The sequence below is a fragment of the Paenibacillus sp. H1-7 genome, assembly GCF_022354825.1.
GTDB lineage: Bacteria > Bacillota > Bacilli > Paenibacillales > NBRC-103111 > Paenibacillus_S.
Genome location: NZ_CP031168.1, coordinates 7,486,162 through 7,508,287, shown reverse-complemented (window position 1 = coordinate 7,508,287; position 22,126 = coordinate 7,486,162). Strand labels below are relative to the sequence as shown.

The following is a 22,126-nucleotide window of genomic DNA, read 5'->3' as shown; positions in this document are numbered from 1 at the left end:
AGAGAGTGCGGTTTTTTTTGCACATATAGAATTTATAATCGGGGCTCCCCGCAAAGTATCTGATTGACTTCGATGCCAAAGCTCCACTTTGTGCGTTTTTTTTGTGTCTTTTCCCGATGGGGGGCTCGAAAAAGACGTGGTATTGATTGACAATAATTATAAGGGTCTTTATAATGATAATGATTCTCGTTATCACGATATAGAGCATAATTTAGCCAGACGGCTGATCAATATAAACCCCGGTTAATCCCGGGATGTGCCTAGCTAGGCGCACGTTAGATCATGATGATGGACCATCACTTAATTCAGAAAGTGGGGAACGGAAGTTATGGAGCGCTTTGATGCCGCGTACTACGACAAACAATTTTATGTTACGTTGGAGGACAAACCGGATACGATGTATGGCGCCACCTTGTCCAGCCTGCTCCATCAGGAAGGAGCCGCATCGTTCATAGGCACTTATGCGCCGCTTATTAAAGCGCTGGAGACGGATGTGGCCGGAACCTATTTTGCAAGCTGGTTCGGAGCTGTGTGTGCGGCATTTCAATACTCGTTATGGCATGATAATGCAGTTGCCAGCTTGTCTTTGGACCGGGTTGAGGTGCAGCTGTTCAAGATCGAGCATCGCACGGGGGTAGCTTTTCGGGTCAATTCGTGGGAAGCCGAGCCGCTGCCGGCTGAGAACCGGGAGGCTGCTGTTCTTGCGGCCATGGAAGCTTTTTATGGGCAGCAAGTGAAGCCGCTGCTTGAAAGTGTAGCGGAAGCGGCCGGTATTAACGTAGGCCAGCTGTGGGGTGTGATGGGTACCCGGATGCATTACGCTATGGACCGCTGGCTGCAGGAAGCGCAAACCGACGAGGAGCGCGAGCGGGTGCGGCAAGATTTTGACACGCTGTTCTACGGTCTTGAGCCGGAAGTGTTCGGGCGCAAAAAAAATCCGTTCGACATCAGATTCCGGATGATGGAAAATCCGCGGATCCCGGGAGAGCAAATGCGAATAAAGGCGGTGTGTTGTCTTGCATATAAGACGGATACGGGACACGGCTATTGCTTTACCTGTCCGCGGCTGACCGAATCGGAGCGTGAGGAGAAGGTCAGCAAGATCAAAGCCGGGGCCCACTAGATACTGGGTGCTGGAGCATCCTGCATGCCTCTGATTGAATCGGTGAGGGATAGGAAAGTCTGAAAGGTTAAAGCTGGGGTCATTAGACTGTGAATGCTGGAGCATCCTGCATCCGCCGGCTGATTGGGTGCGGGAAGAGAAGGTCAGCAAGATCAAACCCGAGGTACCATTGGTCCTGGGGGCGTAGCATCCACCCGCGCTGACTGAAGCGGAGGACGTCGAAGATCAAAGCCGGGGTCCAATTTGGTCCCGGCTGTTGAAGTTTTGTCTCTGGGCTGTGCGGCGATTCCAGCATGTTGCACGTGCATTTCCGCACAGGCTATGGTATAGTACGATAGAAAAAAGAAGAAGCTGGCACGAGCACCCGCCCGTTCCAGGAGAGGTTCGCGAACTCCCTCTATAAAAAACTAAGGACAGACGTTGCCGTTACCGGTACGTTTATTTCGTCTTTAGTTCATCCTAACAGAGCAGGCACGTTCTCCAACAAATCTCGTTCTTCTTTTCGTTACGGCGTAAGCGGCCGACAGAAAACAAGGAGGAGATTTTTGTATGTCCGCAGGAAGAACTAATGAAGAACTGAAAGACATTACGCTATTGGGCAATCAAGGAACCCGCTATATATTCGACTATGACCCGAAGCTGCTGGAGTCGTTCGACAATAAACACCCGAACCGTCCGTACTTCGTCAAGTTCAATTGCCCCGAATTTACAAGCTTGTGTCCTATGACCGGACAGCCGGATTTTGCAACGATCTATATTTCGTACATTCCGGATATCAAAATGGTCGAAAGCAAATCGTTGAAGCTGTACTTGTTCAGCTTCCGCAACCACGGCGATTTCCACGAGGACTGCGTCAACATCATCATGAACGACCTGATTAGCCTGATGAATCCTTGGTACATCGAAGTGTGGGGCAAGTTCACTCCACGCGGAGGCATTTCGATCGATCCGTACTGCAACTGGGGACGTCCCGGAACGAAGTATGAAGCGATGGCCGAGCACCGCTTGATGAACCACGACATGTATCCGGAAAAAGTGGACAACCGTTAATCCGGACGGCATTTAGCCAGCAGGGCTATGTCACTAAATGGCTGGCTCCGGCTGTTGGACTTCAAGCATATAAACCTCCATTTCCGTATGGAGCTCTTTGGGATAGCATCGGTAACCGATTCTTTGGTTATTTCGATGAACTCAGAATGGGCTTCGCATTAGCGGAAATGGAGGTTTTGTTGTTCTGTGGAACGGTTCGTAGGTACAACAATGCTGCTGAGCGGAAGGTCTTCGTGCCGATGATCCATGTGATCGACTTATCTGAGAACGCATAGGACTGCTGAGGTAATCGGTCGGTTCGATGAGAGGCTTTTTACAGAGGCTAGGAAAAAGCGATCGTGCTCAACAGCGGGGTTAAACCGGCCGCCTCGTTGTGCCGAAAAGAGCGTCCAGGCTTCGCTCTGTTATTGGTTATTCGATAGGCTACAGCCGAATCCAGAGACAGTACATGGACTAGGCTGCTTAAATGCCGAGCCCTGGAAAGTAAGCTCGGCACCCCGAACCCCGAACCCCGAACCCCGAACCCCGAACCCCGAACCCCGAACCCCGAACCCCGAACCCCGAACCCCGAACCCCGAACCCCGAACCCCGAACCCCGAACCCCGAACCCCGAACCCCGAACCCCGAACCCCGAACCCCGAACCCCGAACCCCGAACCCCGAACCCCGAACCCCGAACCCCGAACCCCGAACCCCGAACCCCGAACCCCGAACCCCGAACCCCGAACCCCGAACCCCGAACCCCGAACCCCGAACCCCGAACCCCGAACCCCGAACCCCGAACCCCGAACCCCGAACCCCGAACCCCGAACCCCGAACCCCGAACCCCGAACCCCGAACCCCGAACCCCGAACCCCGAACCCCGAACCCGAACCCCGAACCCCGAACCCCGAACCCGGCACCCGGAACCCCGAACCCCGAACCCGGAACCCGGAACCCCGAACCCCGAACCCGGAACCCCGAACCCCGAACCCCGAACCCGGAACCCGGAACCCGGCACCCGGAACCCGGAACCCGGAACCCGGAACGCCGAACCCGGAACCCCGAACCCCGAACCCGAACCCGAACCCGAACCCGAACCCCGATCGGACATACGATCCGCTATTCCTTCGAAAACGGTCCAAAAACACCGTTCATCGGACACTGGATCCGTTATTCCGCTCAAATGGCTGAAAAAATGCCCCAAAGTTGCCCAATAGCGGACCTCTTGTCCGATCAAGCATCCGATTGGAGCATTTTTACACAAATAACGGATCCTATGTCCGATCATGGTCGAGCCAGGCCGATCCGCGCCCGTCTACTCCCGGATCCGGTAGTAATACGTGCCGGCGAGGGCTGAGACGCGATCCAAAGCTTCACGGGCTGCCGGATTAACGTCACGGAGCGGCAAACCCTGCACCAGGGGCTGCTTGCAGTATGCTTTTCGCACCGTCACCTCATGGGCTCCCGGCGCATGAGCTTCGCACAGCACGATCCGGTGAGGCTCTGCAAGAAGCACGTGCAGCAGCTCGCGGATGTCCGGGGCTGAGCAGGATTGCAGCAGACACAGCAGCTCGTAGTCTGTCATGCGGGCAATATTTCTCGCCGCAGCCGAAGCCGATGCAGAGCAGTATACGTTATCAACGTTATCACCGCTTGTGATAAATGAGTCTGAGGCAACCTCGCTGCAATAAGCCTTAACCGCCCGGGACAACAGGTCATCCATAGCCAAGAATTGTGGCTGCAAAAAGATAAGGTTGTCGTTCACAATGGCATTCAGCAGGTGCACGGCGGTTTTCTCGTCGGTATCGACAAAATGTCCGTGAAAGCGAAGGCTGCGAACGAGCTCGTACGGGTGCGCCGTTCCTCGGCCGGCCATATGCGTGTCCCGCAAAAAGCTGTCCAAATGATCGATGCCGAGAAAATCGGACCGATGGGTCAATGGAGAGTCTCCATTCAGCAGTCCGATGATACGGTTGGGGGACAGTCCGTGACGAATCAATATGGTGGTAAGGGGAGATGAGCCGATCATTTCCTCCGTCATATGGTGGTGACTTAAGCCAAACGCTTGCTCGATCGAGTGGGAGAACGGCAGATGACCGGTATCGTGCACAATCGCCGCGGCCCGCAATTCCCTGTCTTCCGGGAAAAAATGCTTCACCAGCGCCCAGACGCCGACCGTATGCTCGTAGCGCGAATGCGTTACGGGACTGAATAGAGCACCTGCCCCGAAATGATGCAGATGCTTCAATCTGCGAAGTGGAGCGCTTTGAAACAGCTCTTGTTCAAAAGGCGCCGCCTTGAGGCGCATTCGGTATAAAGGCTCCCACACCTCCGTAATTTCAAACGTTTGCTGAACAGGAATAATATCCATACAAGCTCCTCCGCTTCCGAAGTATGATTCACCAACTATTGGAATTAAAACCACATTTCAGAAAGAAACCCATTATATCGAGCAACGGTCGGAATGTAAACTATATAAAAAAATAATGCGCAAAATGGTAAACGAAGCTAACCATTAAGCGCATGAAAGAGGCAACCGCCGGATCAAGGAAGGGTCCGGCGGTTCTTCGAATTATCCGGCTGGGGAGTAGAAGTAGGGGGCGATTCGCTTTGCCCTTGATCCAGCCCGGTCACGATAATTTTATAAGTAACGGCGGATTGGCCGTTGTTCGTATTGGCCCTGCCCTTTTCGACTAAAGTACCCGTAATGACGGCGGGACCTGTCTTGAACCGGAAGCTGCCGCTCAGCAGCACGAAGTCGTCGTTCAGCGCCACGATAGCAGTGTTGCCCTCCGCCGACATAATGCTCGCCTGAAAGCGGACGACGGCTCCGGTCTTCTGCTTCGGCAGCTCGGTAAGCACGATGTCCTCCGCTTCCGGCTTGACATCTACGGTCACGTACTGGCCGTTGCGGTATTCGTAATACGCTTTCTCTCCCGCACGCTCTCCGGCCGGATTATCCGCGACCAGCATGACGCTGCGCGATTTATCCTGCGTAAGGCTGTCCGCTTCAACATCCAGCGCCTTGCGCAGATCCGCGGATTTGGCATCGTAGACGTAGACGATGAACCGGGTTTTCCGCGTCTTGGAGGCCGCTTCGATTAACAGCACCGGCTGATTCTGCACGCTCAGCTGCTCGGAAACCTGCATGGACTTGACGGTCAAGCTACCGTCCAGTCCTGCCTCGATCTTGTCGACCTTCTGGTCCGGCAGCAGCCGGGCCACAATGATCGACTTGCCGTCCGCGATCCCGACGGCTGCCTGCTTCGAGCCCCACAGCGCCTTGGCGCCGAGGACGTTGGCGAGCTTGACGCTGCTGTCGGTCACCTTGCGCAGCAGCTGCAGAGGGTCGGCTTCCAGCCAGCGCTGCTCGACCGCGGCAACCTCCTTGCTCGTATCCCGGTAGGCGTTCAGCACCCCGTACAGCTCGATGGCCTCTTCGAACTTTTTGGCCGCCGTCAACTGCTCGGCACGGGTGAATTGCCCCTTGAGCGTCGTCTGGATATACGTGTTCACCTTTGAACGGCTGTCTGCGAACTCCTTGACCCCTTGATATTTCTTGGCATGGTCGATAAACGTCTTCATGTCGTTATTTTTCAGCAGACCCGCCAGCGTGTTCTGGGCGTACGTCTCGACCATCGGCACGAACCATTCCGCCTGAACGCCGCTTGCGGTATAAAACTTGCGAATGACGGCTGCTTCGTCAACGACTTCTGCGAACGATTTCTTTTTAAACAACGTATCCATCCGGGCTTGATCGTATGCCTTCAGCCGCTCGTTCAGCTCCGCCTTCTTGGTCTTTTCATCCTTGAAATAAACGGCCGGAATTTGCAGCAAATAAGCTACCGTGCTGTCGGTGACGTTTGTTTTCTTCGCTGCGGCTGCTTCCAGATTGCCAAGCAGAGCGGCTTTGACGTTGGAAAACGCCGTCGTCAGCTGTTCCTCCACACGGTACACTGCTTCCGCGTCGGCGAACCGTTTTTTTGCCGCTTCATCCTGCTTGGCAATACTCGTTTTCATAGTTTGAAACGATTCATAGACTTTAACCAGCGAGGGAACATCGTTGACGGCAGCAGCGTTCTGCAAATCTCCCGCCATGGAGAGCAGCTCGCGCTTCAGCTCCGTTACCGGCTGGAGCTTCTCCAGTGCTTCGTCTATCTCCTGATCTTTATATTGAATCATGCTGTTGCCCCGCGCGTCGTGGAACAGCTTCTCGGCTTCCAGCTCCCGCCCGTCAGCCAGCTCCTTCATCGCCTTTGCGTACAGGTCGGTTTTTTCCCAGCTGTAGTAGCCTTTAAATCCGGCCAGTCCGAGCATGACCGCAAGCAGCAGTGCCGACGCATTCCGGTAATGCTTGGAACGGCTGTACATGGAATTCGCCATCGTCGTCGCTCCTCCTTACACTAAACCTTGAAACTCGGGATCGAAGTCATGTTTCAGCTTCACCGTGTCCCTTGCTTTGTCGTACAGCTCCGGAGCCTCTTCATGGCTGCCCTGCAGCAGCTTGCATAGGCGCAGCAGCCGTTCCCGCGGAAGCTCCTCGACGAAATCCGCAATGAGATGCTGATATTGCACCACATAGCTCTTCACCCTCAGCGCCGCTCCGGCCGCCAAAATAAGCGTCTCCCGGCCGCCTTCGGAAGCTTCGATCGAGCTGCGGTGCTTCACTACGTAATTCAGCGTATCCCGCTTGACCAGCTGCGGGCTGATTTTGAGCACCTCGTTCAAATAGCGGACGAAATCCGGCTCGAACCCTGTAGGTACCAGGGCCGACAGCTCCAAATCCATATCGCTGCGGAGAATAAAATGGCTCAGGCACATCAGCTTCAGCACCTTCACCTGGTTGCCCGTAATCAAATACCCGATCTCCCGCAGCTTCTCATAGGCTGCCTTGTGCTCGTCCGCTTTCAGGTCGCCTGCAGCATCCTCGATATCGAGCAGAAGCCCGTCGCGAATCGCGCGGTTTTCCGTCACCAGCATCTGATGCAGCAGACGGCTTTCGACCGCCAAGGCATAGCGTCTGCTTAAGAAGATATAGCCTGCAACGAACGCAATGCCTGCCACAATCGCTATCGCCATTTGCGCGAATGTTTCCGCAAGGAAAAAGGCGGCAAGACTGATAGAGAAGACAATCATCGCATCGCGGACCGTATTTCGCCGGTGAATCGACTGCGCGATCTCGTTCAGAGTGCGCAGCTGTCCCGTCTCGCCGCATTGAAGGCAATGATCGGTCCACAGCGCGGTATAATTGCCGCAACTTTTGCATTGTCTTAAACGTTCATAAGCATGTCGGGTTCTGGCGCTTTTACGGAACTGGACGGCGATTTTTTTACTCATGGCGCTCACCCTGGTTCAGCGCGTTCATCAACTCCGCGTCGATCGCCTGCGGCTTCACTGCCTGCTTTTGGCTGGTATGAAAATTAATCCAGCGGACGGCGACAAACACGGCGGCAAAGGCAATTCCAATCATGGTCGGCATCGGATTCTCCTAATCTTAAGATTCTATTAAGATTCTGTTAGTGGAATTTTGCATATCAAAAAGTTAATATGGTTAGTAGACATAATATACAACAAAGGTCCCGCTTTTTACCACTTTTGCCTGTCTAATGACAGCGAAACGACGCGAAACCAATCGCAAGCACAGGTGATGTGACACCTTTTAAGACCTATGTACGTACTATCTTTTCAATCGGATTCGACAATATTGCAAAGCTCTGGAGGAATCGACACAATGAATAATACCATATCAGCCTATCGCCTGCTGCTTGCGCTGTTGGCTATGCTGCTTTCGTTCTCGCAAGCGGCCTGGGCCGCCGATACGAATAGCACTGCACAAATCGACGCCGTTCTATCGGTCGACGTAAGTACATCTATGAACGAAAGCGACGTTAATAAAGTCAGCTACGAGGCTATGAAAATGTTCGTAGATATGGCGTCGGTGCAAGGCGACAAAATAGGGGTCGTCGCCTATACCGATCAAGTGCTGAGGGAAAAGGCGCTGCTCAAGATGAACAGCCCGCAGGACAAGAAGGATCTGAAAGCGTTCATCGATCAGTTGACGAGAGGGCCGTACACTGATGTTGCGGTCGGTGTGAGCGAGGCGGTCAAAGTGCTGGAATCCGGCACGGAGAAAGGCCATGTTCCGCTGATCGTGCTGTTAACTGATGGCAACAACTCCTTGAATGCCGGGAAGTCGCAAGAGCAATCGGACAAGGTGCTGAACGACGCCGTGAAGAAGGTGAAGGACAAGGGCATCCCGATTTATACGATCGGCTTGAATGCGGACGGGAAGCTGAATAAGGATACGCTCGAACGAATTTCCAAAGAGACGAACGGCAAGCTGTTCATTACGAGCACGGCGGACAATTTGCCGCAAATTTTGAGCGAAATATATGCGAGCCATCTGAAGCTGAAGGTCGTGCCGCTGACCGGGATTACGGCTAACGGGGATTTTCAGGATGTGACCGTAACGATTCCGAACTCGAGCGTTCAAGAGGCGAACATTTCGATCATGTCCAACAAGCCGGTCGAGGTGAAGCTGTTGAATCCGGCAGGGCAGGAGCAGACCATCCCTTCGGACAAAATCGTCTATTCCACGTCGAACGCCTACTCGCTGATCAAGATATTGAGTCCGGTGCAGGGCGACTGGAAGCTGAAGGTGAAAGGCGTTGCCAAGGAAAAAATCGATATCAATTTAATTTATAACTACGATTTGCAGGTGTCGATGGAACTTTCGTCGTCTATATCTTATGGGCCTGGCGCGACCGTTCCGGTCAAGGCGTACTTGCAGTCGAACGGACAGAAGGCGACCGATGCCGAGCTGTACAAAAACGCGAAGTCGACGCTGATCGTGACCGACCTGGATACGAGCAAGACGGAGCAAATCCCGCTGACTACGTCGGCGCAGGGCATCGAAGGCTCGATGAAGATCGCGGAAGCTCACGATTACGAGCTGAAGGTAAGATTCGAGAACGCCAGCTTTGTCCGCGAATCGCCGCCTGCCAACATTTCCGCAAAAACGGGGGCGAAGCCTGCTACAGAAGGTAACAACGAAGCGGAGCCCGCCGCACCGGTCAATTGGGCTGTGACAGGCGGGTCGATAGCAGGAGTGCTGGTGCTTCTGGCTGCCGCATGGTTTGCGTGGACCTCCTGGAACAAAGCGAACAAAGGCTTTGTAGGGCAAATGGTCATTGAAATCAAGGATGAAGATACAGGGGAACGTACGCATCCGCAATATAAGAAGCTGAACGCATTCAAAGGCAAGTTTCAGCTTCACCAGCTGCTTCAGCTGGCTCCGGAATTCGCGGAGACGAAGCAGATCGTATTCAAACCGGGGGCGGGTGACACGGTCGTGCTGCTCAACGAGTCGGGCTGTGTAATTGAGAAGGGCGGCCGTGTGTTTGACGCAGCGAACGGCAAGGAGCTCAAGAGCAACGACCGAATCAAGGTAACGCTGCAAAACGTAAACAAATCCATCCATATCGAGTATATAAAATAAGTCAGTTGACAGCCGGCCTGCATCGGCGAACCCGGTGCAACGGCTGCAACGGTAAATGGAGGCTATCCCATGAAAGCAGTAGTCAGAGAACATATACAGCAGCTGGATGTGTCACTGGGCGGCGGCATTATAAGCGAAAAAATTCGCGTCGATACGATCGACAACCCGATGCTGATCATCGGACTCGGCGGCACGGGCATCGATGCGCTGCTCCGGCTGAAATATCAGATCAACCGCCGGTTCAAGCTGCCGGAGGATCCTTTTACGAAGAAAAAGAAAGAGAAGCCGAACAACGTTGAGTTTCTCGCTCTGGAGACGAACGAGCACGACCGCAACAAGAAGTATAAAGGGATCGGACTCGATCCTTTGACCGAGTTCGTGCTGCTGTCCAATGCGGAAATCGGCAGCGTGCTGCAAAACCGCAGCGTGCTCGAGGAGTACATAAAGGAATGGCTGTCGCCGGAGCTCACGATCACCGACGGCATCAACGGAGCATCGGGCGTAAGGCAAGCCGGGCGCCTGCTGCTGTTCACGAAGATCGTGCAGGTCGTGCAAACGATCGAGCGGAAGATCAAGACGCTGTCCGTCGGCACGAACAAGAAGCTGATGGTGTTCCTTCTGACCGGCTTGTCCGGCGGTACCGGCAGCGGCTGCTTCCTCGACATCGCCTACATCGTTCGCGGCATCATCGAGCGCGATTACGGCTCCGCAGGAGTGGATAAGGTGAACCTGCTCGGCTATTTGTTTACGCCGGACGTGAATCTCGCGAATAAGAGCTTGACCGAGCATTCCCGGGAATATATCAAGAAGAACGGGTACGCGGCGCTCAAGGAGCTCGACTATTGGATGAACGTGGACGAGCGGAACGAGCGGTTCAAGCAGCAGTACGCGAGCATTTTGAACGTCAACTCGCCTATGCCTCCGTTCAACCTGGCGCATCTGATTTCGGCCACGAATCTGGAAGGCAAGCTGCTCGAGAATGCCTACGATTACTGCATGAACGTGACGGCGGAGAATATTACGAACTTCATGGCGAGCGAGGATAAGAGCTCCGGCGAGGAATTCGCGATACACGACTATATAAGCAACATCCGCACGAACATCAACCAGATGCCGAAGGCGTATGCGGCCAACTATCAATACAATATCCTGGGCGCTTCGTCGGCCGTGCTGCCGATTGAGGAAATGACGACGTATTTGGCGTTCAAGGTGTTCCAGCGGATGGAGAAAATGTTTGATGCGGGCCCGTCCCAGGAGGACGTGGAGAAGCTGGCCCATAAGCTTGGGATCGATCCCGATTCCATTCACCGCGAATTTGGACAGAGAGTGCCGGAGCCGATGGCGGGCTACCAAAACAGCGAACGCCTAAGCTACGCCAACGTGGTCAAGCAGCAGACGGTCAACATTGATACGGAGCTGGAGCAAACGTTCCTGTCACGGGCGCGCGAGGAATACATCAAGTGCCGCAGACAGCTGCCGGGAGAGAAGAAGGAGCTGTTCTCCGAGCAGGTAACTAAGATTTTCCGCAATCCCGAGCAGGGGCCGTTCTATGTTTCGCGGATTATTTTGCAGGACAAGGGCTTCTGCCTGCTCAAGCTGATTTCTTCGTATATCGAAGCGCTCAAGGAGAGCATCTACCGCATCCCTCGCGACATTGAATCGGCCGAAGAAAGCTCGGAGCAAAAGATGACCGAGGCGCGAAGCGCATTCATATCCAAAGACAAAAAGAAGGATGCGTACATCGAAGCCAAAATCCAGGAGTACCTGCTTCACGCCGATCGCGAGCGTATGGAGCAAATGATCGAATTTTACGAAGAGCTGTATCATTTGATCAACCAGGAGAATTCCCGCATTTATCAGGTGTTCACGGAAGTGCTGAACGAGCTGAACAAAATATTCGAGAAAAACGGAGACATCCTGACGAACGGCCAGGAAGAGGTGGATCATAAGGGGAATCGCACCTACTACTGGAATGTGGTTAGCGTACCGGATATCGCGAAGCTGATCGGGCAAGTGACGGACGAGAAAAACGTGAACGATCTGATCCGCGATTTTACGAACGAGCTGCTGAACAAGTCGAACCAATGGATCAAGGAGCAGGAAGTCGATGTGATCAGCTCGATATCGGAGTTTTTGACCGATCATTTCGGCGATTTGATTACGAAGTCGATGGAAGACTATCTGGTCATCAAATACGGCAACGACGATTCGATGGAGAAGCTGGTGGAGCAGAAAATCGCGAGCCGCCTGTATGAGGAGGCGAAGCCGGTATTCCATTTGAGCAACAGCTCCGGCCACTTTAACTTCCCTTCGTGGGGCTTCGTGTCGGTTCCGGTCAAGGCGCCGAACATCTTTAAGGGCATTCGCAATTTCCAGGATAACGCCATCGCGAACTCGCGGTTTACGATCAAGGAGAGCCAAGTGAAAAACCGGATTTTCTGGCTAAACACGCAAAACGGCATTCCGCTGTTCCTGTATACGCCGCTGAAAGTATATGAAACAAGCTACGAAAACACGATTCTGGAGCCGGAAGGCATCGGACGCCATCTCGTGCAGACGGATAAGATCAACTGGACCTATTTGCCGTCGCCGATCCCGGAGAAATCATGGGGCGATACGTACGATAACCGGCGCGTGAAACGATATAACGCGGAAGTCCGCGGGCTGTTCGAGCAGGCGGCAGCCTATCGCGTCATTCGGGTCAAAGGTGCCGACAGCGGTACGATCAACCGCTACGAATGCGTATTTACGAAGCCGTTCGATCTGCAGCGGGTGCTTGATTCGTACAACCTGCAGCTGGGCTTGCAAAAGCCGAACCTGGGTGAGCTGCAGCGCTGCGTGAGCGAGCTGAAGGGACTGCTGGAGCAAGGACTTCCGGTCGAGAGCACCAAGGACATCTTCGGCAGCGTGAGCGAGGATATGGCGAAGGAAAACCTGATTCGCTCTCCCGAGCTGCTAAAGCGGGTGAAGGAAGAGGCGGCCAAATACGACGCCATTGTAAGGAAGATTGCGGAGCTGGAAACGCTGCTCGGCTCTCATAAGGATGAAGAGAAGCTGATGCAGCTGTTCATCGAAGCGATCTACACGGGCACGATTGCCAAAAAAGGCGCTCTGTACGTCTACGATCACGATGCGGAGGAAGATCCTTGGGAGCCGTTCGTCAACCTGATGCAGACGACCAAGTTCCCTGAGTACGAAATGTACGGCAAAATCCGCAGTCTGGATGAGAAAAAACGCAGCCTGCTCCAGCGCAAAGCCGCCAAACGCGTGCAGCAGCTGACGGCTTCCGCCGATATCAGCGTGCTCGTCGATACGCTCAAGCAAATGGCGGAGACGTATGCGGAAGCGAAATCGGCTCTCGACTACGACCGTATAGAGTGGGAGAACGGCGAGGACATGTACCAGTTCTATAAGCAGGTTTCCGGCAAAGTGAGCGATATGGTACGGAGCTTGCGTTAAGAACAAGAAAGTGGGGTAGGAAAGCATGAGGGAAGCATTGCTCGCCTTTGCAAATGAATACGACGCGCGGATGGACCACATCGGACATGCTGACGACGAGCTGCGCAGCATTAACCATCCGCTCGTGTTCCTGTTTCTTGGCGATAGGACCGAGGAGGCCCTCAAGCAGGTTTACGAGATAAACAAGAAAAAGTGGAACAACAGCGCCGGCGTCGTATATCTGCATGTCGGGACAAGGCCGGCCGAGGCCGGAGACAGCGTGTATTCCTGGACGGCGCCCCGGCCTGTGGAAGATAAGAAGAGCTTGCGGACCGACATGTACAAGCAGTTTTACCGGGATGAGGAGAAGCTGCTTGAGCTCAATGTCACGCTGCGCCGGATGAACAGCCGTATTGCCGAATTCGGCCGCATGTACTCGAATCTGCAGCGGTTGAACATTGCAGTCGTCACAAGAGTGGACGACCCGTGCAATGTGCTGCTGCCGGAGCTGACGGTGCTGCTCAAGACCGTCTTCGGCGAGCAGTTCCGCTCCGTAATGATCGATCTTTACGGGCTTATGGAGGAGAAGCAGGTCGGAGAGACTTATGCCTTCTCCTCTTCGTTAGGGGTCGGCTTTTTGCGAGAAGTGGATGTATATCAAACCAGAAATTACCAGTTTCGCGAGCTGCTGCAGGTAACCGGCGAAGGCATTCGTCTGCCGGTCCAGCACGGTCCGGCGCCGCTATTCGATATGGTGTATCTGCTGAGCGATAAAGACGAAAGAGGCATTTTTGCCGAGAGCGGCATGCAGGGCGCAAGCGAGATGATCTGCAGCCTGAATCTGCTGAAAAACCGCAAAGTGCTTAACGAGCTCGATCCGCAGCACGGCACATATAACAATCAGCAGTTCAAGCAGAATATAACGCCGCCGGAAAGTGACGGCAGAGGGTATGTGTCGGCCGGAATGTCTAAGATAAAGCGGCCGAATCAAGCCATAGCGCTGACCGTGCTGTACCATTGGTACCGCTCGGTCACTCGCAAGCTGCAGCATAACAGCGGCACGGTTTTGCTTAACGACCTTCTGGACATGCTGGAGCTCGATGCCCGGCAATCGGATCAAACCGTCCGCTCGCTGATGGCGGAGCCGGCGAAGGCGCTGGATGGGATGTACGGGCTGCTGTATCATACCGTATCTCCCGCGCAGTGGAAATCGATGACGCTGCGCGAAGCGGAGGAAGCGTTCTATGGAGCCAATGCACGTTCGTTCTTCGAAACGAACGTAGCCCGCCGCGTCGAAGCGGCTCTCGCCGGGCAAGAGCCGGCCCGCGAACTCGAGCGGCGCTTCGAGGAGCGGGTTATCGCGAACCCGCTGTACGGCTACGTGAGCGGCGAGGCTTGGACATCGCCGGTCGAGCGGCCGGATAGCTTGGCCTCCGAGCTGCGTGCGCAGCTGAAGGAGACGGCGGCGAATCTTGCGCAGTGCAGAGCGGAGCTTGAGTCGAAGTACGAGGAGCGAATCGAGCTGCAATCCGTGGAGCGGGGATCGTTATGGAACCGGCTCACGAATCAGATTCCGTTGAAGCAGGTCGTCAAGCACGTGATCGATGAGATCTACGGCCTCAAGCTGGATCTCCTGTATTTGGAGACGAAGCGGCGGCTGTTGGAGCAGTATGTCTACAAGCTCGACGAGCTTCACTCGCGAATGAAGGTGCAGACGGAACGCCTTCATCAGCTGGAACGGCAGCTGCGCGACGCAAGCCGGAGCAGCATTTCCTACGCCAATGAATATTTGGGGCGCAATATTAACGAGTATTACGAGTATGTGGTGAATAAGATCACTACTGAGCTTGAGGAACGCCGCGGCGAGCAATTTTATTGGGACGAACGGTGTGTCGGCCATGTGTCTCAACTGCTCGGTCAAGGCGAGGACAAGCTGCTCCACCGGTTGATGGAGGCGGTAAGCAAGGATGTGTTCCCTCATCCGTTGTTCGATCAAGCGTTCGAGCGCGAGCTGCTGGAGAGAGCGAATGTCGTGGCCAGCTACGACAACCGCAATGTGCTGTCCAAAGAGGATTTGTTCCGCGACTTGTACGCGACGCTGGAGAACGAAGCGGCCATCCGGGCGGACGTCTACCGCTCTACGCATCGTCACCGATATGAGGAAAAATATATATTCGGCGATTTTCAAAGCGAATTCGTGCAGTACGCGTTTGCCGTCGACCATGGCAGCCGGACCTACAAGCTGGGCTGCGTTCATGAGAAAAAGGCGAGCGGTATTGAAAAGCTGAACTTGATGGGCGGATTCCGTCTGGAGGATTTGATGTATTACCGTAACGGCAAGCTGTATTACGACACATACGTGCAGAACGGGTACCAATTCCACGGAATCGACTTGGTTTCGGCGGATGCGGCGGAGAAGGCGTAGGAAGGCTTGCTCAGCACGGCCTGAAAGCAGAAAGAGGGGAACAAGGTGAAGCAGCGAAAATGGAACGCACTGCTGACGCTTTTTAGTGTAATCGGCGGTTTGGTTGGCTTTTTCATAGGAGAAATCATCCTGAACCGGTGGGAAGGAAGCATGCACGAGACGCTGCTGATGGGAATATATTTCGGGCAGCTCGCGTTATGGATCGGCTTATTCTGTTTGCTGGCGGAGATGATTTCTCCCAAGCTGAATGGCCAGAGCTGGAGGCTTCGCTATGCAGGCGACGGCTGGAAGCTTCTCGTTCCCGCAACCCTGGTGCTCTTATTCGCTGCGGGAGCGCTGTTTCAATTCGTGTACGGCTTCTCGCTCGGGAAAAAGGCGCCGCAGGACTACGTGCTGCTGCTCGACATGTCGGAGAGCATGAAGGAAACCGATCCCGGCAAGCAAAGCATCCAGGCGGCGCAAGCCTTGATCCGTCGGATGGACAATACGAAACGCGCGGCGCTGTTTACGTTCAATGAGCAGTCGAAGCAGGTGTTTCCGCTAACCCGGGTGGCCGGAACAGGGAGCAGGGAGCAGCTGACGGCGAAGCTGGACTCCATTGAGCCGCCTGTAGGAACGACCGATATCGGCAAAGCGCTGAGCACGGTTATGGATTATTTGAACAAAGAGGGAGATCCGGGCCGCAATGTGGCGGTTATTCTCATCTCGGACGGTTACAGCGACGTAGACTATTCCCGCGTGCTTTCTCCTTATATTCAGAAGCAGATACGCATACATACCGTCGGGATCGTCTCGACGGAAGAGAAGGGCAACGCCGTGCTTCAACGCATTGCCAACGAGACCGGAGGCATGTTCCAGGATGTGGGGCGGGCGGACCGGATCGCCGGAGCGTTCGAGCAAATTTACGAGCAGACGAACCACCGTCATTTGGTTAACGAGCGTTTCGACGTTTTATCGTCGGACGGCGCATACGGCTTGCTCCGAGTCGTTCTGATCATGCTCATCGGAACGCTGATCGGCTTGTCGCTCGGTATCGTCTTCGACAACCGATTTTTGGCCAAAAGCTTCACTATCGGAGGGACGATCTCCGGCTTGCTGGCCGGATTGATTCTGGAAACCGGGCTGCATGGAGCGCTCTATCCCTCCCTTTACCGGGCTTATGCCGATGTGGTGCTTGCCTTGGTGCTCTCGCTTTCTACGCTGATCGTTGCGGTACAGAGCGATTCAGGCGGCCATAGCGGCTTCCGCAGCAGCCGAAGGGATGTCGCTTTACCGAATAAGAGCCGATTCGGAAGCCGGGGCGACGGCCCTGTCGGCAAACGATTCCGGTAATCAAGCTTTACGGGAGCTTCCGGTTCCGATTCGGATGCGGACGCTGGAGGTTTAGACAAGCCCCATGAACGGAATGTATGGATTCAGGGAGATGATGTTGTTTGCAGTGGGAACAGCCTAGCGACGGTTACCGTATTACGAAAGTCGTGAGCCAACGTCAGGATGGCGAGTGCATTTTGACCTGGCAGTGGCCGAAGGATGTCGAATACGTCTATATATACAGCTTCGAAGCCGGGACCGAGCGCCACCCGGAGGACTTGAGCCCGCAGCAGCTCAAGCTGTTCACCCGGGAGGAGTACAAGTCCAAATCCGGGTACCGGGACAAGGTGGATTATATCGGCCTGCGCGGCTACCGTATATTCCCGTGTGTGCGGAGGGACGGCAGGCTCGTGCTGCTGATGCAGGCGGATGAGAGCAACCTGGTCCTTATGAACGGGGGCAGGGCGCGCATCGTTTACTCGCTTAAATACGGCAGCAAGCTGTTCAGCAAGTTCAAGACGGCGCGCATTCAGCTGTTTTGCGAAATTGCGGTTCCGCAGGACGCTCTTTGCTATGTTAAGAAAGAAGGGGCCAATCCGTCTAACAAGGACGACGGTATCGCTTATCCTTTTATGAGTGATTTTCCGGTCGGACGCAGTGTTTTGCAGGAAATTGAGATCGGCAGGAACGATTTTATACGGATCTTTTTTACGGATAAAAAGTACAGCGAGTTGTTTTCTCTTAGTATGGAATGAATGTTTAATGAGTGTTCCCATTGGTTTTAGTCGGTTTCCCAACTATGGAGGAACACCTCAAAATGGTAGTTGTTCTTTTAACCGATGCCACCTGGCGAAGGTGGGGTGTCCCCTGGAGGAGCGATAGCGCCCGCCTTTGTTATCGTAAATAACCGCTATATTCATTGGGGTCCACGCAAAGTAATCGGAATAAGCTTCAGAGGCAAGCTTCACTTTGTGGGGAAGGAGAAGGGGATACCCCACCGGTAAGACCGTGGCTTTTTTTTGAAAATGTTTTAGGAGGGATAAGCATGTTAGGAAACCTGAAAAAATGGTTTGCACCGAAAGCGCCGGTCAAAGAAAAGCCTCCCTACTACAGCATCGTATGCCCGTACTGCTTCAGCAAATTCGAGCCGGAGGACGTTCAATTCCGCGCCAGCCATATTAAAGACAACGACGACGACTTTATGCTGCAGGAAGACCGCAGGCTTAACGATTGGCGCCGCAAGTTTCACCTGTCCGAGGTCGATATGGAAGCGGTGATCGAGCCGCACACCATCCCGGAGGAGAACAAAATCTACTCCCAAAACGTGCTCGTAGCGGTTACCGACCGATACGGCGAGACGACCAAACGGCGTCTGTGCCCGAATTGCCATAACGAGCTGCCGATTTCCGCCGGCAAGGTGCCGAGCAACATCATCTCGATTGTAGGCGCCTCCCAGGTCGGCAAATCCGTCTATATGACATCGCTCATCCATACGCTGCAGCAGTCTACCGCTTCGAACTTCGATGCGGCATGCATGCCGTTAAGCGCCGAGATCAGCCGCAAATTCCGGCAAAATTACCATGAGCCGATCTTCGAGCGGGGCAGCATGCTGCAGTCGACGAATCCGAACGAGCAGCAGGAGCCGTTTATTTTTCAATTCGTGTTCAAGGACCCGGAGCAGGCGCCGTTAACGCTCGTCTTCTTCGACGTAGCAGGCGAGGGAATGGTCGAGCGGGATTATTTGGACATTTATGCCTCGCACATCAAGAATTCCTCCGGCATTCTCTTTTTGGTCGATCCGCTGCAAATCCGCACCATCCGCGACCGCATCCATATTAACCTGGGTGAGGAAGAGGGCGAGTTCGCCAACCGGTACGATGAGCCGCGCGAGGTCGTAATCAGCCTGTTTGAAAATTTCATCGCCCATCAGCACAACAGCAAGACGGATATCCCTACGGCCATCGTATTAACGAAGAGCGATATGCTGCAATATTTGAAAGAGGAAGACAGCGAGTACATCCAGCCGAACAGCAATGTGTTCAGCAATGTCGTCCATAAAGGCTACCTGAACCAAACCGAATTCGAAAATATTAACGGCGAAATCAGCCGTTTCATTCAGAAGGTCGATCGGCCGTTCAAGGATGCGATTGACGTCTATTTCACGAATACGGCCTATTTTGCCGTATCGGCGTTAGGCGCCAACCCGGTCAACAAGCAAATTACAGGGGTCATTAATCCGACCCGTGTGGATGAGCCGTTCATATGGCTTCTGCACAAGCTCGATTACGTGGCCAGGAAAGAGGCGCCGCGATGATTACAAGAGCCATACAGCAGCAATATTTTACCCGTGACCGGGAAGGGATCTTCCGCACCAGCGAGGGCTTCGATACGGTAGCCAAATCGGCGGCGCTCGACAATACGTTTATCAAAGCGGTGCTGCATCCTTACTGCGTCTACAAGGCGCCGCAAGAATTGCTCTCTCGGGATGAATCGGACGAGGAGCTGTATCCCGAGTCGTTCGTGGTCTTCCATGCGGACAACGGCGATATGGTGATCGGGCGCAGCATTTACATAGGAACCGATTTTACGGGACAGCGCAGCGCATCGTTCACCCATCAGTACATTGTTCCTAAGGATAGAAAAGAGTCGTTCCTGCGGGAGCCGAACCGGATGTTTCGTATCCGCGGCTTCCGCAGCAGCTATGATATTCGGGATGGAAAGGCGATTCCGGAGCTTGATGAGATAGACTATGACCCGGCCTATCCGGTTGCGGATCAGGATCTTCTGCTGACGGAGCTCGGTATCGATTCCCGTCTGTTTCAGCAGCTGCTTCACGCCGTAATGTCTTCGGTAACGAGCAAACGGAAGGTGTATATCACATTGGATACGGAGGTATCCGTTAGCTCGGACAAGGCAAAGCGGCTGCTTGAGGTCATATACCGCTGCATTCCTTACGCTTTCCGCCGCCAGCTGGGATTCATGACCTTCAACAGCGAGCCGGAAGGGAAGCAGAATCTGCATGTCGTTTTTGTAGAAAAAGGAAGTCTCCGTCTGCCGGACCGCAGGCTGGAGAAGGACATGCTGTTCGATTTCCCGAACGGCAAGTTTGTGAATACGGAGCTGCCGGGTCAAGAGCACCTGTTGTTCGATACGATATGGAAGCTCAGGAACGAGCCGGAGCAGCTTGAGAAGCTGTTCGATTTTTGCGAGGAAGGGCTGCAGAGCATGCCTGCCCAGGCGGCTCTGTCCATACCGACCTACTATCAACTGTGCATGCTGTATGAGATAGATCAAGGCAGCGAAGCGCTGTATGACAACAACCCTGCGGGCATTATGCACGGTATATTGACGTACTTGAATGCGGAGACCATCGACAAGAAGCCGCGATTCAAGGAGCTGTTCATCCGCATGCTGCGCAAGGAAGCGTCCGAAACCGGCGGCTCGCCGTCGGGAGATTACGTGAAAAGCTTGCTGGCGTACTATCCTATAGCGGATGAGGGAGCCAAGGCGCTGCTCATTCAATGCTTTGTTATTTTCATAAATCGGACGGCGGGCCGTACGGGCGAGGGGAACAACGACGCGGTGCAGCTGTTCGAGCTGCTGCTGCAGCAGCAAGACGTGTTTGGGCTGGTTATGAAGCAGCTCTATAAGCAAAATGCATCGTCCGCGGAGCAATACATGGCGTATCGGATGAGCAGAGCCAACTCGGCGGACAGTCTGCAGGCCGAAATCGATTTTTGGCTGACGCATGCCGGATCGATCGTCCTTATTCCATTTTTCATTAAGGAAATATCCAAAAAATGCAAGATACTGCTGCAAAAATCCGCTCATAAGCGAGTGGAGACGGCGGAAGCGCTGTTCGCTTATTTTGAAAGCTTGTCCGACCTCTTCGAGCAAGGCGGGTATGACGAGGTTTGCCGGCAATGGAAGCTCGAAATCGAGCTGGAGCTGCTGAACGGGCTGGATGCAGCCGGCTTGAGCTACGAGGATACGGTTCGCCTCGGCTTCATGGTCGATCCGATAGACCGGGAGCTGTTCCAAAGTGCGGATAAAGCGAAGAGGCAGACGCTGATCGTCGTCGGTTTGCTGTACAGAGTGCTCAAGCTGGAGCCGGAGGAAGAGGAGCAGGCGCTTGAGGCGCTGCGGGACCTTGGGCCCGTCGATTTGGAGCAGGTGCAGGAAGCGTTGAGACGGCTGTTAAGGGATCGGATTGATGCAAGCCGGTTCCGGTTGATTCCGTTCGGCTTTTATCTTCCGTCCTCGGGTTCAGGCGCGGGCTATTCCTCGGACTTTGATTACCACCGGATCTTGGAGTACGTGTTCACGAACACCTCGGGAACGGAAACCATTTACGATTTCATCTTATGGACAGCGGAGAACAGCCGCTTCCTGGACGGCAAAGGCAATATAGACCCGAACTATAAAGCGGCGCTCAGCCGTTATTTCGATCATTACGACACACGTGCGTTCCGCAATAAAGCGGTCCGCGAGAAGCTGCTGGCAACGGATAACGAGTCTTTCGCCGTCTTGTTCAAAGCGATGAAGCTGAAGCAGTCGGGAAGCCTGATCCGTTTTTTCGTCCGAAATAAGCGCAAGCTCATAAGATCGGGGCTGGTTGCTGTGCCTGTCCTTGCTCTGCTCTTGTTCCTGCTGTGGAATCCGTTGCTGAACTGGTTCGCCAGCTTCGGACCGCCGCCTGAGATCGAAGTGGGCGATTTGCCGGCGACGTCGACTACGATGAATGTGCAGCTGAAGGCGAGCGTCAAAGGCGAGGAGAGCAAGCGCGCATCGGTCAAAATGTACTTGAACGGCCAGTACGTTGCGAACGGAGCTATCGAGACGACGGTCTCGCTGCATGACGGGGAGAATGTGTTTGAATTTAAGGCGGAAAACCGTGGCGGTGTCGTCTCCGAGGTAATTACCAAAAAAGTCATGTACAGCATGCCTTCGCCCACGTTGACGCACGGCCCCATTGCCGAAACGTCGAAGATGGCTACCGTTACGATCACGGCGAATGCGAAGGATACGAACGATCCGAGCCCGACGATTTATGTTAACGATCAGGCGGTAGGGCAAGGCTCCGTCACAACGATGGTGAATCTCGTGGCCGGGGACAACGTCATTGAGCTGAAGGCGGGGAACAAATACAGCAAAATGAGCGAGACGATCAAGAAGACGGTCAAGTACAATCCTACAGTCACCAATACATCGGTGAAAAGATAAATAGTTTGAACGCAAAAAATAGAGCTGTCCGATGAAGAGAAGATCTTCTGCAGGACAGCTCTTTTGCTATTTAGCCA

The 22,126-nt window shown here is 54.1% G+C and carries 13 protein-coding genes and 1 riboswitch; of the genes, 9 read left to right on the top strand and 4 right to left on the bottom strand.

What is annotated here, in order from left to right:
• Positions 1-328: 328 nt before the first annotated feature.
• Both DVH26_RS33115 and queF read left to right on the top strand, forming a co-directional pair.
• Positions 329-1,123, top strand: coding sequence for a hypothetical protein (locus DVH26_RS33115; RefSeq protein ID WP_239629882.1), 795 nt, complete (start codon positions 329-331; stop codon positions 1,121-1,123).
• 373 nt (positions 1,124-1,496) lie between these two features.
• Positions 1,497-1,540, top strand: a riboswitch (PreQ1 riboswitch).
• A 132-nt stretch (positions 1,541-1,672) separates the two neighbouring features.
• On the top strand, positions 1,673-2,173 hold the full coding sequence (gene queF / locus DVH26_RS33110) for a preQ(1) synthase (protein ID WP_239629881.1): 501 nt from the start codon (positions 1,673-1,675) through the stop codon (positions 2,171-2,173).
• 1,296 nt (positions 2,174-3,469) lie between these two features.
• On the opposite strand, the gene DVH26_RS33095 is transcribed toward queF, so the two are convergent.
• The 4 genes from DVH26_RS33095 to DVH26_RS33080 form a co-directional block, all read right to left on the bottom strand.
• Positions 3,470-4,525: an HD domain-containing protein gene (locus tag DVH26_RS33095; RefSeq protein ID WP_239629880.1), complete on the bottom strand. Its 1,056-nt coding sequence runs from the start codon at positions 4,523-4,525 to the stop codon at positions 3,470-3,472.
• Positions 4,526-4,698: 173 nt separating this feature from the next.
• Complete coding sequence (locus DVH26_RS33090; protein WP_239629879.1) at positions 4,699-6,537, bottom strand: hypothetical protein; 1,839 nt, start codon at positions 6,535-6,537, stop codon at positions 4,699-4,701.
• Positions 6,538-6,552: 15 nt separating this feature from the next.
• Positions 6,553-7,491 (bottom strand): hypothetical protein, encoded by a 939-nt coding sequence (locus DVH26_RS33085; protein WP_239629878.1) that lies wholly within the window; start codon positions 7,489-7,491, stop codon positions 6,553-6,555.
• A complete protein-coding gene (locus tag DVH26_RS33080) occupies positions 7,484-7,633 on the bottom strand; it encodes a hypothetical protein (RefSeq protein ID WP_239629877.1) in 150 nt (49 codons plus the stop codon). The genes DVH26_RS33085 and DVH26_RS33080 overlap by 8 nt, the downstream gene beginning before the upstream one ends.
• A 252-nt stretch (positions 7,634-7,885) precedes the next feature.
• Here DVH26_RS33080 and DVH26_RS33075 point away from each other — a divergent pair, with 252 nt between their 5' ends.
• The 7 genes from DVH26_RS33075 (at position 7,886) to DVH26_RS33045 (ending at position 22,049) form a co-directional block, all read left to right on the top strand.
• Positions 7,886-9,652 carry a vWA domain-containing protein gene (locus DVH26_RS33075; protein WP_239629876.1) on the top strand — a complete coding sequence of 589 codons (1,767 nt, stop codon included), beginning with the start codon at positions 7,886-7,888 and terminating at the stop codon, positions 9,650-9,652.
• 69 nt (positions 9,653-9,721) lie between these two features.
• Positions 9,722-13,111 carry a tubulin-like doman-containing protein gene (locus DVH26_RS33070; RefSeq protein ID WP_239629875.1) on the top strand — a complete coding sequence of 1,130 codons (3,390 nt, stop codon included), beginning with the start codon at positions 9,722-9,724 and terminating at the stop codon, positions 13,109-13,111.
• Positions 13,112-13,136: 25 nt separating this feature from the next.
• A complete protein-coding gene (locus tag DVH26_RS33065; protein WP_239629874.1) occupies positions 13,137-15,515 on the top strand; it encodes a hypothetical protein in 2,379 nt (792 codons plus the stop codon).
• Positions 15,516-15,560: 45 nt separating this feature from the next.
• Positions 15,561-16,847 carry a vWA domain-containing protein gene (locus DVH26_RS33060; RefSeq protein WP_239629873.1) on the top strand — a complete coding sequence of 429 codons (1,287 nt, stop codon included), beginning with the start codon at positions 15,561-15,563 and terminating at the stop codon, positions 16,845-16,847.
• 101 nt (positions 16,848-16,948) lie between these two features.
• Positions 16,949-17,581, top strand: a complete 633-nt coding sequence (locus tag DVH26_RS33055) for a hypothetical protein (RefSeq protein WP_239629872.1) — start codon at positions 16,949-16,951, stop codon at positions 17,579-17,581.
• A gap of 290 nt (positions 17,582-17,871) precedes the next feature.
• Positions 17,872-19,140 carry a TRAFAC clade GTPase domain-containing protein gene (locus DVH26_RS33050; protein ID WP_239629871.1) on the top strand — a complete coding sequence of 423 codons (1,269 nt, stop codon included), beginning with the start codon at positions 17,872-17,874 and terminating at the stop codon, positions 19,138-19,140.
• A complete protein-coding gene (locus DVH26_RS33045) occupies positions 19,137-22,049 on the top strand; it encodes a GAP1-N2 domain-containing protein (RefSeq protein ID WP_239629870.1) in 2,913 nt (970 codons plus the stop codon). Before DVH26_RS33050 ends, DVH26_RS33045 begins: the two co-directional genes overlap by 4 nt.
• Positions 22,050-22,126: the final 77 nt, after the last annotated feature.

Bases quoted from the DNA above. Each gene is read 5' to 3' on its own strand.
- DVH26_RS33085 (WP_239629878.1), bottom strand. From the start codon at position 7,491: ATGAGTAAAAAAATCGCCGTCCAGTTCCGTAAAAGCGCCAGAACCCGA.
- DVH26_RS33115 (WP_239629882.1), top strand. From the start codon at position 329: ATGGAGCGCTTTGATGCCGCGTACTACGACAAACAATTTTATGTTACG.
- DVH26_RS33080 (WP_239629877.1), bottom strand. From the start codon at position 7,633: ATGCCGACCATGATTGGAATTGCCTTTGCCGCCGTGTTTGTCGCCGTC.
- DVH26_RS33070 (WP_239629875.1), top strand. From the start codon at position 9,722: ATGAAAGCAGTAGTCAGAGAACATATACAGCAGCTGGATGTGTCACTG.
- DVH26_RS33075 (WP_239629876.1), top strand. From the start codon at position 7,886: ATGAATAATACCATATCAGCCTATCGCCTGCTGCTTGCGCTGTTGGCT.
- DVH26_RS33095 (WP_239629880.1), bottom strand. From the start codon at position 4,525: ATGGATATTATTCCTGTTCAGCAAACGTTTGAAATTACGGAGGTGTGG.
- DVH26_RS33090 (WP_239629879.1), bottom strand. From the start codon at position 6,537: ATGGCGAATTCCATGTACAGCCGTTCCAAGCATTACCGGAATGCGTCG.
- queF (WP_239629881.1), top strand. From the start codon at position 1,673: ATGTCCGCAGGAAGAACTAATGAAGAACTGAAAGACATTACGCTATTG.
- DVH26_RS33065 (WP_239629874.1), top strand. From the start codon at position 13,137: ATGAGGGAAGCATTGCTCGCCTTTGCAAATGAATACGACGCGCGGATG.
- DVH26_RS33050 (WP_239629871.1), top strand. From the start codon at position 17,872: ATGTTAGGAAACCTGAAAAAATGGTTTGCACCGAAAGCGCCGGTCAAA.
- DVH26_RS33045 (WP_239629870.1), top strand. From the start codon at position 19,137: ATGATTACAAGAGCCATACAGCAGCAATATTTTACCCGTGACCGGGAA.